This window comes from Apilactobacillus kunkeei DSM 12361 = ATCC 700308, assembly GCF_001281265.1.
In the GTDB taxonomy this organism is placed as follows: domain Bacteria; phylum Bacillota; class Bacilli; order Lactobacillales; family Lactobacillaceae; genus Apilactobacillus; species Apilactobacillus kunkeei.
Map to the genome: position 1 here is coordinate 151,449 of NZ_JXDB01000007.1, position 12,851 is coordinate 164,299.

A 12,851-nucleotide genomic window follows, 5' to 3' on the forward strand; every position below is an offset into this window, starting at 1 on the left:
TAATCCTCTAATTAAGCCTTGATTGAGTCAATCATAACCTTAGTGTATGGTTGTCTATGACCCTTCTTAGAACGAGAACCCTTCTTAGGCTTGTAACGAAGAATAGTAATCTTCTTACCACGGCCTTGCTTTTCAACAGTACCTTCAACTGAAGCACCGTCTACAAGTGGAGTACCAACCTTAGCTGAGTCGCCACCAACGAAAACTACTTGATCAAAAGTAACCTTTTCACCTTCGTTTGCGTTTAGCTTTTCAACGTAGATTGCTTCACCTTCAGCAACTTTGTATTGCTTTCCGCCTGTTACGATAATTGCGTACATAATGTGCACCTCCTTGAATAATATGCTTAGACTCGCCGAAAATAAGCGCTTCAATAAGAAGACTTAATACTCATTCCGTGCGGTTGTAGCTGTGAAAGTCCACAAATACAACAAAGTAAGTATACATATTTTGAATAATTTAGTCAAGAAAAAAAGCATATCATAAGTGATATGCTTCAACAATTTATTCAAATGTCGCGAGAGAGATTCGAACTCTCGACCTACGGTTTAGAAGACCGTTGCTCTATCCAGCTGAGCTATCGCGACATCAAAACTCAACAAAAAACATTATATCGGATAATCGACATCGTGTCAATATCATTTTTAAATGAATTAAAAATTTTATAATGAATTAATTTCACTAAATTGAGTTGACAATGATTTATCATCAACGCCAAGGTCTACTATACCAAATTTTAGGAATATTTTCCAGGAAAATTGGAAATCTTTTTTAGAATGATTATAAAAGCCGTTAAACATCATTCGTTTAATTGATAAATATACTTGATTGAAATCACGATCAGCATCCATGCTTGCGATTTTGTTGTAATCTTCTTCATCAATAACAATTATGTCTAACCAGTTATGAACGCTAGCAAACAACAAGTAATACTTCATTACGTCGGCAACGTCTTTAGTAATCATTTCCTTATAATTTTTAACATCAATATTTTCTTGATCTTTTTTATATACAGAGAAACGCTTTGAATCCTCTGCTAATTTAGCTAATGATAAATCTAATTGGATAAATAGCTTTTGTTGCTTATTATTGCCGTTTAAGAGCAATTGTTGTTTTTGCCCTATGTTATTGAACTTGGCAACAGCTTGTTGAATCATTTCGTCAAATTTTAGCAATCTAAACACCTCACATCCCATTTTATCATTATGACAAACGTTTGAAAAATAAAAAAAGAGCCGGCAATAAGCCGACTCTTTTTCAAATGGTTATTAGTATTTTTCCATGTATTGGTTACGTTCCCAATCAGAAACTTGAGCACGATAAGCATCGTATTCTAAATGCTTAGCAGCTAAGTAACTATTGAAAATCTTTGAACCTAAAGCATGTTTCATTGTTTCATCAACAGATAATTCTTCTAGAGCATCTAGTAAGTCATCTGGTAAGTTAACAATTTCATTTTCTTTTCTTTCTTGAGCATCCATTCTGTAGATGTTACGGTCAACACTCTTAGGAGGTACGATACCGTCCTTCAAACCATCTAGACCAGCTTCTAGAACAGAAGCAATTGCTAAGTATGGGTTTGCTGAAGCATCAGCACTTCTTAATTCAAGACGTGTAGCTTGTCCACGAGCATTTGGTACTCGGATAAGTGGAGATCTGTTTGAACCAGACCAAGCAACGTAAACTGGTGCTTCGTATCCAGGAACAAGACGTTTGTATGAGTTTACTAATGGGTTACAAATTGCAGTGAAGCTTTTAGCATGCTTGATTAAACCACCTAAGAAGTGGTAAGCAGTTTCTGACAACTTCAAGTCACCATTTTCGTCGTAGAATACATCACCACTATCATCAAATAATGACATATTTAAATGCATTCCAGAACCATTGATACCACTTAGTGGTTTTGGCATAAATGTAGCGTATAAGCCATATTTTCTTGCGATTGTTTTAACAACTAATTTAAATGTTTGAATATTGTCTGCAGCGTTTAGAGCATCTGCATATTCGAAATCAATTTCATGTTGACCAGGAGCAACTTCGTGGTGAGCTGCTTCAACGTCAAAGCCCATTTCTTCCAAAGTTAGAACGATTTCACGACGACAGTTACCACCTAAGTCAAGTGGTGCCATATCAAAGTAGCTACCTTCGTCATTTAATTTAACAGTTGGTTTACCGTCTTCATCCATCTTGAATAGGAAGAATTCAGGTTCGGGTCCAATGTTAAATGACGTAAATCCAGCATCCTTCATGTCTTTTAGAACACGGATTAAGTTATTTCTTGGGTCACCTTCGAATGGTGTTCCGTCAGTTTTGTAAACTTCACAAATAACTCGAGCAATCTTACCGCGTTCTGAACTCCATGGGAAAATCATCCAAGTTGATAAATCAGGATGTAAATACATGTCACTTTCTTCGATTCTTACGAATCCTTCGATTGATGATCCATCAAACATAATCTTGTCATTTAATAAATCATCTAATTGACTGATTGGAACTTCAACATTCTTTAAAGTTCCTAAAACATCAGTAAACATTAAACGTAAGAATTTTACGTCCTCTTCTTTAACAATACGACGAATGTCGTCTTTTGAATAATCATGCTTTGTAGCCATATACACCTACTCCTAACGTATTCAACATTAAATTAGTTAAAAAGAATTATTAGCAGCATCATGTGAATTCAATCCACCGATGTTCAAAAGTTCATCAGATAAAATTTTACGTGCTTCTTGATCAGTTAATTCCTTCGTATCGTTATTCTTGTTATCTTCTTTACGCTTCTTGTAGATTTCTTGAATCTTGGCAATATTTAAACCTTCGTCCAAATAATCCTTAATTTCTAAAATCACATCAATATCATTCAAAGAATACATACGGCGGTTACCATCATTTCTTTCAGGTGAAACCAAACCTTGTTCTTCGTAATATCTAATTTGTCTTGCGGTCAAGCTAGTTAACTTCATAACAGTTCCGATTGGAAGTACTGAAAGCGAACGTCTTAAATCCTTTTCTTTCATATCTAACTCCTTCTAACAACATTATAATAACATTATTTTTTTATATGTCAACATTTAATGTAATAACTTCTAACATATTATGGCACTTTTTTGTCATTTAGCCAATTAAATACATCTTTTTCGATGTTTTTTACAACTTCCATGTTAGATATTATGTCATACCAATTAACTTTCATCTTATTTCTAAACCAAGTTAACTGTCTTTTAGCATAATGTCTAGAATCCTTTTTAATTAATTCAGAAACATCCTCTAGTTCTAAATCACCATGGAAATAGTTAATAAATTCTCGGTAACCAATCCCCTTATATGCAGGTAAGGAAATATCACCTTTTCGATCCAACCATTTCGCTTCGTCGATTAAACCGTTATTAAACATAATATCAACACGTTTATTGATACGATCATACAATACCTTTCTATCGGTATTAAGTGCAATAATATATGGATCAATTGATACGGAATTATTGGTTTGTTCAGAAAATTTAACACCTGTATTGTGATAAACTTCTAAAGCTCTAATTATCCTGCGTTCATTTTCTTCACCAATTTTTTTGGCAGATACTTCATCAACGCTCTTTAATTTAAGCCATAATGCATGTTTACCATTTTCTTCAGCAAACTCATGCATTTGATTTCTATATTCTTCATTATCATAATGATCACCGCCGAGGTTTAACCCATCGACAAGTGATTGGATATAAAATCCAGTTCCTCCAACAATAATAGGAAGCTTTCCCCGTTTATCAATGTCATCTATTAATTTATTAGTCGATTCAACAAAATCAGCCGCTGAATATCTTTTGTCGACATCAATAATATCGATTAAATGATGAACAATTCCCTCTGATTCTTCTTTTGTCACTTTGGCTGTTCCAATGTCTAAGTGTTTGTAAACCTGCATCGAATCACCAGAAATAACTTCACCATTTAATTTCTTAGCCAACTTAATTGATAAACTTGTTTTTCCGACCGCTGTTGGTCCGACAATTATTAGCACTTTTTGCATATTATCCCACCATTTCTGCCTATATAAGTTTAGCATATAAAATATTGAATTAAAATATACTAAAGACTGGATAAATAAATAAAAAAACATCATAATGGTAACTGTAAAGCAAATTATTATATAGGAGGACTTAAAATGAAAAAATTCGCTAAAGGATTCTTTGTTGGTGCATTAGCAACTTCAAGCGCAGTTGCTGGAGCATTATTCTCTTTCAAGAAAAAAGTTGTAGACCCTGTTGAAGGTCAAGCTGATAAACTAGAAGAAAACAGAAAAAGAGTTGTTCGTAAACAACGCTCCGCTCACTTAAACTAATATGAAATAATAAAAAAGCACTTTACTTTTTGTAAAGTGCTTTTTTATTTACTTCTTAGTCTTTCCATCCCAGTTTCTAAAACCTGATTTTAGGATATAAATATCTTTGTATCCATTTTTACCAAGTAAAATAGCTGTCTTAATACTCAAAGTTTTACCTTGATCGTATAAGTACACTGGCATGTCTTTTCGAATGTTCTTATAAAACATCTTGATTGTTGAGTAAGGAATACTTCTGGCTCCTAAAATGTGACCAGATTCAAAATCTCTGTTTTCTCTTAAGTCAACAATTTGTCCCCTGTGACTACCTTGTTTAAATTCTTCTTCATCAACAAAAGTAGCAACACGGTTTGCTCTCATTCTAGTAATGCTATTATAAATTAGGATCGCTAATAAAATAACAACAATTAAAAGCATGGATGAAATCATGTGTTATTACACCCCTAATGTTATTTGTTAATGTTTCTTAAAGCTAATGAACCGGCACCAATAACCCCAGCATCATTACCTAATTGAGCTAGACGAATCTTGGTAGAATCTCTAACAGGTCTAAATGCATTTTCTTGGAAGTACTTAGTTGTTGGTTGTAATAATGTGTTTCCGGCGTTTGAAACACCACCACCGATAACAATGTTGTCAGGGTTCAATGTATTACCAACGTTAGCTAATGCAAGACCTAAGTAGTAACATACGTAATCTACAACTTGGTTTGCAAAAATATCACCATTATCAGCTAGGAAAAAGACAACCTTTGAAGTTACTTCTTCACCAGAGTTAATCATTTCTTTTAGTCTTGATTGACCAGTGAATTCACTTGAAAGGTTCTTAGCAACCTTAACAACACCAGTAGCTGAAGCGTATTGTTCTAGACAACCGCGCTTACCACAAGTACATTCAAATCCACCTGGTTCAACAGTAATGTGACCAATTTCACCGGCACCACCATTAACACCGTGAGCTAATTCACCGTTAACGATAACACCTCCACCAACACCAGTTCCTAGTGTTACGAATACAACGTCTGAGTCCTTGCTTCCAGCACCCTTCCAGTATTCACCTAGTGAAGCAACGTTAGCATCATTATCTAAAGCGAATGGTAGTCCTAACGCTTTTTCGATTTGATCCTTAATATGTTGGGTAGTCTTCCAGTTTAGGTTGTAAGCCCCAATTACAGTACCTTCCTTACGGTTTACTGAACCTGGAGTTCCCATTCCAATTCCAATAAAGTCGTCAATTTTATGATCAGAGTCCTCCATCTTCTTTGTGATAGAGTTAATGATATTTGGAACAATATTTTCTCCGTTAGCGCTTACATCGGTGGTAATAGCCCACTTATCTAAGATTTCACCGCTATCAGTTAGGAATGCCAACTTAGTTGTTGTACCTCCTAAATCGATTCCAATTAACTTACGTACCATTTTAGTTTCCTCCTAAAAATTGTATTATTTCTTTTCTTCGATTCCATGTTCATGTTTTAATACAAGCTTTGCCTGTATGAACTCTTCTTTAGTTACAAGTCCGGCATCATGTAGATGATCAAGCTCTAATGCCATAACCTCTATATCCCACAATCTCTTGCCAACGTAAACATAGATTCCAAATTTTTTTAAAAGTTGTTGAACATCGTACAACGTCTTCATTTTCCCACATCCTAACGAAAAATGCACTAATTAATTTGCAAAATAACCAGTTTTTAAGCAAAAATATGCAAATACTAGCAACACAATTAATGCCAATATTTTCTTTACCATTGGAATTTTAAACTCTGATGGTAGCCCTACTACGTAAGGTAATAAGAACCCGGCAATTAAACCACCAATATGACCTATTATATCAATATCTGGTGACATTAAGTCGAATCCAATGTTTAAGACGATTAGTAATAGAAAACTTTGTGACATTCTTCTGACATACATATTATCATGAAATGTTTCACCTAACATCAAAAATACACCGAACAATCCGAAGATGGCGGTACTTGCTCCAGCACTTGCTCCATTTGAGAATGCAAATCCAGCGATGTTACCAAATATTCCTGACAACATGAAAATCAAAAGAAATCTAATGTGTCCAAAAATCTTTTCAAGCTGAATCCCTACATAGTACAAACTAATTCCGTTCATTAAAATATGTAGAAATGATAGATGAATGAATATTGGTGTGATGAATCTCCACCATTGACCAAATTGGACTAGTGGACGATACATAGCACCATAATTAATAATTGCATCCGTTGAATTAGTAACGATACCAAATACATATACAAATATAATTATTGCAAGAATTCCTTCAGTCATAAAAGGAACATCATCTATTTTTCGGTATAAACGATTATTTGAAATTTGAGTGAATAATTGTTTCAACTTGTTGATCAAACTCATCTACTTTCCATATTGATTTCTCATACATTCTAATTCTATCAGCAAGTGCAATAGTATTTCCAGGATAATCAACTAAAACTCGGTCATAGTATCCTCCACCATAGCCAAGTCGATTATTATTAGACATATCAAAAGCCATCCCCGGAACAATCAACAAATCAATATCATTAATGTTGATGCCTTGACCATCAACTGGTTCAGGAATCCCCATCTTATTAACGAATAACCTGGTTTCATGATTATACTCAATGAAATCCATATCACTCTTATTAATCACCTTGGGAACGTATACTCTCTTGTTATCACTTAGTGCCTTTTCAATGATTGGATTGGTATCAATCTCGATATCAGTACTAAGGGTTACTCCAATTGAAGTTGCCGCAATCCACTCATCAGTTTCAAACAACTGATTATATAAATATTGTACATCTTCTCTATTATCTAAATTTTTAAGTTTATTTAAAATTTCACTTCGAGCTGCTGATTTATCCATCTATTCACTTCCCAGAATATAAAAAAAGGATTTGGGCCTTTAAACCCGAATCCTTATTTTGTTTCACGATGTAATGTAACTTTTCTTTCACGTGGACAGTATTTCTTTAATTCCAAACGATCAGGGTTGTTACGACGACTCTTAGTTGATAAGTAATTACGTTCGTGACATTCTGTACATTCTAAAGTAATGTGTACTCTCATCTTAGTTACACCTCCAAGTTAGTTGTATTTTTAATTTTTATATAAACAACTTTCAACTCTTAATATATTATCATTTTTTCTTCGATTTGACCAGAGTTTATATAAATATTGTTAAGGAAAATTACTTAACAGCAATTATTTCAAGCCACTGTCGGATTGAACGTACTTCCAGTATGCTTGATAAATCTTTTGAGCTAAGTCAATATTATTGCTTTCTGCGTTACTTGGCAAGTTTGGAATTGCAACTACAACCACCACTTGTGGATTATCTGAAGGAGCAAATGATCCTAAACTCAAAGTAACTGTTTCAACTGGCTTAGAACCCTTCTTTCCACTTGAGTAGAATGTTTGGGCAGTACCAGTCTTAGCTGAGATTGAAGGTCTGACAGTGTTTAAAGTGATACCAGTTCTGTATTCGTTAGTACCATGAACCACCTTGTAGAAACCGTCAGTAACAACTTTTCTTTGTGCAGCTGTCATATCAATCTTGTTTAGTACAGTTGGTGTAACAGTGTATTTAACTCGACCTAACTTACCGCTCTTACTTGAAGCACGAATACTTTGAACAATGTGAGGTTCAATTCTGTAACCACCATTGGCGATTGTAGAAATGTATTGAGCAATTTGCATTGGTGTGTAGGCATCGTAGTTACCGTATGATAAGTCGAGTGCCTTACCAATATTTGCTGAACCACTAGGACCTTGAATACCCTTTGTTTCACCAGGCAAATCAATTCCAGTGTATACACCTAACCCAAATTGGTTGAAGTAACCTCTCATAATGTTGAAGACATCTGGATTCATTGTTAATGCTCCACCTTCAACGTAGTTGAACTTAGCTTCTTTCATTGCTAGTTGCATCATGTAAGAGTTAGATGAAACTTCAAGCGCTGTTGAAGCGTCAAGTGCAATGTCATGGTTACCATCTTGGTTAAACCATGATGCCTTTCTAATTCCACCGGTCAAAATTGGCTTATCAGTTAAAGTAGAGTTAGTTGGTGTAATGACCTTATCCATTAAAGCACCAGAAACCATTGCACCCTTAACAACAGACCCCATAACGATTGAACTGTTAATTGTTCCAAGCGCATTTGGTGTTTCTTTACCAGTTTCCGGATCACGACTAACCCCAGCTAAACCGATAATTCCACCTGTATTAGGATTCATAACAACAGCGTATGCACCTGTTGAATTACCAGTACCTTGGTCAGCTTCTTCGACTAATGATTGAATCTTCTTTTCGAATTCAGAGTTAATGGTTAATTGAAGGTTATCACCCTTTTGACCACCATATTGTTTAACAGCTTTATCTAAGCTACCACCTTTGATTAAGGTTTGTGATTTTGAACCACGTAAAGTAGATTCATATTTTTCTTCTAGGTAACTTTGACCAACGCTATCATTTCTGGAGTAACCTTCTGCTAATAGTGTATTAATTCTGTCACTTGGCAAACCAACCTTTTCAGAAGAAACAGTTCCAACGATACTTTGGATGGCGTTTCCATTTGGATATTCTCTTGTCCAACTATCACCAATTTGGACACCAGGCACTTCATCTAAATGTTCACCAATTTCGGCAATTTCCTTATTAGTAACATTGGTTGTCTTGATGTATGTAGTTGATAATTGGTAAGAGCCACTCATCTTTTGGAAGATTGTTGCAGCGTTCTTAGTTTCCTTATCTGTACTGTATAGCTTGTCATTCATGACTTTTTGAAGTTCCAAAACATATTGTTCACTAGCACTTGATCCCTTAGGAAAAGTAATGCTGGAACTTACCTTCTTAAGGTTATCAGCATTAGCTAAGTAAAAGTCAGCTTCTTGTCTAGGGGTTAATGATGAAGTATCAACAGTTAAGTATTTACCCAATGTGTTGGCAATCTTATATAGGTCAGCACTAGTTACGGATAATCCCTTAGTGTATTGAATAGCTTGGTGGGCTTTATTTCCAACAAGGACACGACCGGTAGAATCGTAAATCATCCCTCTTTGCACATTTCCATACTTAACGGAATTATCTGATCGGCTAACTTCGGCCTTATATTGGTTTCCGTTAACAACCTGTAAATAACCCAATTGAATTATTAGAATGGCAAATAATACTCCGACAACTGTCAGAATAATATTTAATCTAAATGGTACCTTTGAATTTTCCCCACGATCACTGTGGTGAAATATTTTTTGCAAAAAACTATTCAAAACAATCTAACTCCTTAATTATTATATGTTAATCAGTCATTTAGTCTGGTTTATTGTATACTATAGTTGGTTACTTTATAAGTAATAATCAAAATACATAGGAAGTATTAACTATGATTAATTCAATTAAAAAAATCATAAGAAAACACCGCTTATATTTATTAAGCTTTTTTATTCCATTTATTATTATGTCATGTTATTTTGCTTACCGCAATATGTTTCCATTTGGAAATAGTAGCATTTTAACTGTAGACCTAGGTCAACAATATGTAGATTTATTCGCATATTTTCGTCGAACAATTCTATCTTTGAATCTACATAGCTTATTATACTCATTTTCAAACGGATATGGTGGAGAAATGATTGGAATTTGGGGATATTATCTACTAAGTCCGCTTAATATCATTTTATTAATCATCCCTGCAAAATTTATCAACTTCTCAATTCTTTTGATAACGCTATTTAAATACGGTTTATCAGGATTAACCTTCAGCATTTTTCTAAAACATAAGGGTATCAAAAAGGACCTAATCATTTTATCGATGGCGATTGCCTATGCTCTTAATGGATGGATGATTGCTAACCAATTAAATGTCATGTGGTTGGATGGTGTTATTCTCCTACCAATTATCATTATGGGTATTGATCGAATTTTTAAACACAACAAATATAGCCCATTCGTTATTAGTTACGCAGCAATGTTAGTCATTAACTACTACATTGCATACATGATTACGATTTTTTCGGTTATCTATGTAATTGGTAAGTTAATCAATGATGACCATTCATTAAAGATGCGCCTTGGTAAATTAATCTCGATTGGTGTTAGCTACTTCGTATCATTACTGCTTTCAGCATTCATCTTTTTACCAAACCTAATCGAACTTAAAAACGGTAAAGGTGCCTATACTTTATCAACATTTAAGTGGAAGGTTGAATACACCCCATTGAAAATGATAAGCAAGTTTTTCGATGGCAGCTTCAACTTTTCTCAAATGCCAAGTGGTTACCCTAACATCTTTGTTGGTGCGATTGCTGTAATTGGTTTCATAATATTCTTCTGCAATAAACAAATTCAATTAAAACGAAAAATCGTTGCACTTGCCATCACAGCTATCCTAATTGTTTCAATGTTCTTTGAACCATTAGATTTACTATGGCACGCAATGCAATTCCCAATTTGGTACCCTTATCGTTTTTCATTCATTTTTTGCTTTTGGATTATTTATATCGCTGCAATTGGTTTGGATAAGCAATCTGGACACATTAACTTCAAAGAAATTATCATATCCGGGGTTATTTTAATCGCTGGGTTAATTTATACAGCTCTAAACATCAATAGCTTTAACTACTTATCACTAACCAAATATTTAATTTCATTGGCGTTTGTTGCCATTAGTTTTATCGTCATCCATGTATCAAGCAAGGACAATAAGTACTACCTACTTTGCTTGGTAGTTATTGCAATTGGTGATACTGGACTGAACGCGTTTAACTCCTTAAATGCCATTAGTTATGTATCAAATGATGATTATATGAAGTACACAGCAACGTTAAACCGTCACGTGAATGATATTAAACAAAAGGATAATAGTTTCTATCGAATCAGTAAGGACTTCTATCGAACTAGAGATGATCCAATTGAATCAAATTTTTACGGTGGTTCAACATTCTCATCAACACTTAGAAAATCAACACCTGATTTCAACCAAAAGATTGGTAATGCATATACTACCGGATCAATTGATTATTCCAACGGAACCATCGTAACTGACTCATTGCTTTCATTTAAGTATTTCATTAACACGATTAACTACAATAAGACATATCCGATGATTCAAAAGAGTAGCAATCGTTATGATATCGTCAATAATGATGTGCAAAATATAGATATCTTTCAAACCTTTAAATCAAACAATGCATTCCCACTTGTTTACACAGCATCTGATAATGTATTTTCAAAAATCATTGCTTCAGATCCTATCAAGTACCAAAACTCGATGGTAAAACAAGTTACTGGTAATAATAACGACGTGTTCAATGAAAACATGCACTACACTATCCTTTCAGAAAACACTAACGCTTTAACCGGTTTAAACAACCAAATAATCGCTAAAAACAATCTTTTAAAAGATGGCGAAATCGTAATCAAGTATAAGCATCAAAATAACAAGGTGCCTTACATGATAGTTCCAGCTTCAATGAATCAACAAAAATGTAACATTAAGGTTAATGGCGAAGAATTAAACCTACCAAACGAATTTCAAAGCACTTTCGTTGTAAGTTTGCCAAACAACAAGGATAACAAAATTACCATCAAGCTATTAAACGGCAAAGTATACACTAACGAGTTTAATATTGCTTCCTTAAGCCTATCTAAATTTCTAAGTGAAACAAAGGCAATTAGAAATCAAAGGAACAATATTAAACTTAATGGTAATACCGTTTCTGCTGATATTAATGTATCTACAAAGCGTCAAGCCGTTGCAACATCAATTCCATACTCCAATGGATGGACGTTGACTGTCGATGGTAAGAAACACCCTATTAAGGTGATCAATGATGAATTCATTGGCTTTGATAATCTTTCCGTCGGAAAACACAAAATAAAGTTATCATTCTATCCTTCAGGATTAAATACTGGAATAATAATCTCAGTACTAACCTTGATGTTTGTAATTGGATTTTATATTTACAAGAAAAAAAGATAATAAAAAAGGACTCGTCTAAACGAGTCCTTTTATTTTGTAGAATTATTCAACAGAAATAATCTTAACTTTCATATCACCGGCAGGAATTTCGATGACTACTTCATCGTTAACTTTGTGGCCTAATAGACCTTTAGCAATTGGTGAATCGTTTGAAATTTTACCTTCCAATGGATCTGCTTCAGCAGCACCAACGATTTGGTAAGTTTCTGGGTCTTCATCTGGTAGTTCTTTAAAAGTAACCTTCTTACCAACGTTTACCATATCACTTTCAACGTCATCATTATCAACAACGTCAGCGTATTGTAGCATGTGTTCTACAGTTGTAATACGGCTTTCTAGCATACTTTGTTCGTTCTTAGCTGATTCATATTCAGAGTTTTCTGATAAATCACCATAACTTCTGGCAATCTTGATTCTTTCAATGATTTGTGGACGTTGGTTTAATCTTAAATCTTCCAATTCAGCTTCAAGTTTTTGTTTACCTTCAACTGTCATTGGATAGCTTTCATCTTTAGCCATTATAAACTC

At 34.2% G+C, this 12,851-nt stretch carries 15 protein-coding genes, 1 tRNA gene and 1 other annotated feature; of the genes, 2 read left to right on the plus strand and 14 right to left on the minus strand.

What is annotated here, in order from left to right; genetic code table 11:
- Positions 1–11 precede the first annotated feature (11 nt).
- From rplU to miaA, 6 genes are all read right to left on the minus strand, one after another.
- Positions 12–320: a 50S ribosomal protein L21 gene (gene rplU / locus RZ79_RS03590; RefSeq protein WP_034531057.1), complete on the minus strand. Its 309-nt coding sequence runs from the start codon at positions 318–320 to the stop codon at positions 12–14.
- An 18-nt stretch (positions 321–338) separates the two neighbouring features.
- Positions 339–415: a sequence feature (ribosomal protein L21 leader region), on the minus strand.
- A gap of 98 nt (positions 416–513) precedes the next feature.
- A tRNA-Arg gene (locus RZ79_RS03595) sits at positions 514–587 on the minus strand.
- A 75-nt stretch (positions 588–662) separates the two neighbouring features.
- Entirely contained in the window at positions 663–1,175 is a 513-nt protein-coding gene (locus tag RZ79_RS03600; protein ID WP_054450026.1) for a hypothetical protein, read from the minus strand.
- Between the two features lie 93 nt (positions 1,176–1,268).
- Positions 1,269–2,612 carry a type I glutamate--ammonia ligase gene (gene glnA / locus RZ79_RS03605; protein WP_054450028.1) on the minus strand — a complete coding sequence of 448 codons (1,344 nt, stop codon included), beginning with the start codon at positions 2,610–2,612 and terminating at the stop codon, positions 1,269–1,271.
- 36 nt (positions 2,613–2,648) lie between these two features.
- A complete protein-coding gene (locus RZ79_RS03610) occupies positions 2,649–3,017 on the minus strand; it encodes a MerR family transcriptional regulator (protein ID WP_053791775.1) in 369 nt (122 codons plus the stop codon).
- Between the two features lie 77 nt (positions 3,018–3,094).
- Entirely contained in the window at positions 3,095–4,024 is a 930-nt protein-coding gene (gene miaA / locus RZ79_RS03615) for a tRNA (adenosine(37)-N6)-dimethylallyltransferase MiaA (RefSeq protein ID WP_054450030.1), read from the minus strand.
- A gap of 135 nt (positions 4,025–4,159) precedes the next feature.
- On the opposite strand from miaA, the gene RZ79_RS07160 reads away from it, so the two are divergent.
- Complete coding sequence (locus RZ79_RS07160; RefSeq protein ID WP_034531052.1) at positions 4,160–4,336, plus strand: DUF3042 family protein; 177 nt, start codon at positions 4,160–4,162, stop codon at positions 4,334–4,336.
- Between the two features lie 48 nt (positions 4,337–4,384).
- On the opposite strand, the gene RZ79_RS03620 is transcribed toward RZ79_RS07160, so the two are convergent.
- The 7 genes from RZ79_RS03620 to RZ79_RS03650 form a co-directional block, all read right to left on the minus strand.
- Entirely contained in the window at positions 4,385–4,765 is a 381-nt protein-coding gene (locus tag RZ79_RS03620) for a rhodanese-like domain-containing protein (RefSeq protein WP_053795452.1), read from the minus strand.
- A 20-nt stretch (positions 4,766–4,785) separates the two neighbouring features.
- On the minus strand, positions 4,786–5,754 hold the full coding sequence (locus RZ79_RS03625; protein WP_053795453.1) for an ROK family glucokinase: 969 nt from the start codon (positions 5,752–5,754) through the stop codon (positions 4,786–4,788).
- 24 nt (positions 5,755–5,778) lie between these two features.
- The gene (locus RZ79_RS03630; RefSeq protein ID WP_034530853.1) at positions 5,779–5,976 is read right to left on the minus strand and encodes a YqgQ family protein; all 198 of its coding nucleotides are present in this window, start codon (positions 5,974–5,976) and stop codon (positions 5,779–5,781) included.
- Positions 5,977–6,006: 30 nt separating this feature from the next.
- On the minus strand, positions 6,007–6,633 hold the full coding sequence (locus tag RZ79_RS03635; protein WP_054450255.1) for a rhomboid family intramembrane serine protease: 627 nt from the start codon (positions 6,631–6,633) through the stop codon (positions 6,007–6,009).
- A gap of 34 nt (positions 6,634–6,667) precedes the next feature.
- Positions 6,668–7,210, minus strand: coding sequence for a 5-formyltetrahydrofolate cyclo-ligase (locus RZ79_RS03640; protein WP_080997451.1), 543 nt, complete (start codon positions 7,208–7,210; stop codon positions 6,668–6,670).
- 53 nt (positions 7,211–7,263) lie between these two features.
- Positions 7,264–7,413, minus strand: a complete 150-nt coding sequence (rpmG, locus tag RZ79_RS03645) for a 50S ribosomal protein L33 (RefSeq protein WP_034530852.1) — start codon at positions 7,411–7,413, stop codon at positions 7,264–7,266.
- A 135-nt stretch (positions 7,414–7,548) separates the two neighbouring features.
- Positions 7,549–9,612, minus strand: a complete 2,064-nt coding sequence (locus RZ79_RS03650) for a peptidoglycan D,D-transpeptidase FtsI family protein (RefSeq protein WP_054450032.1) — start codon at positions 9,610–9,612, stop codon at positions 7,549–7,551.
- A gap of 113 nt (positions 9,613–9,725) precedes the next feature.
- Between RZ79_RS03650 and RZ79_RS03655 the strand changes: the two genes are divergently transcribed.
- Positions 9,726–12,323 carry a YfhO family protein gene (locus tag RZ79_RS03655; RefSeq protein WP_054450034.1) on the plus strand — a complete coding sequence of 866 codons (2,598 nt, stop codon included), beginning with the start codon at positions 9,726–9,728 and terminating at the stop codon, positions 12,321–12,323.
- A 42-nt stretch (positions 12,324–12,365) separates the two neighbouring features.
- Here the strand turns inward: RZ79_RS03655 and greA are convergent, their stop codons facing one another.
- Positions 12,366–12,842 carry a transcription elongation factor GreA gene (greA, locus tag RZ79_RS03660; RefSeq protein ID WP_034530847.1) on the minus strand — a complete coding sequence of 159 codons (477 nt, stop codon included), beginning with the start codon at positions 12,840–12,842 and terminating at the stop codon, positions 12,366–12,368.
- Positions 12,843–12,851: the final 9 nt, after the last annotated feature.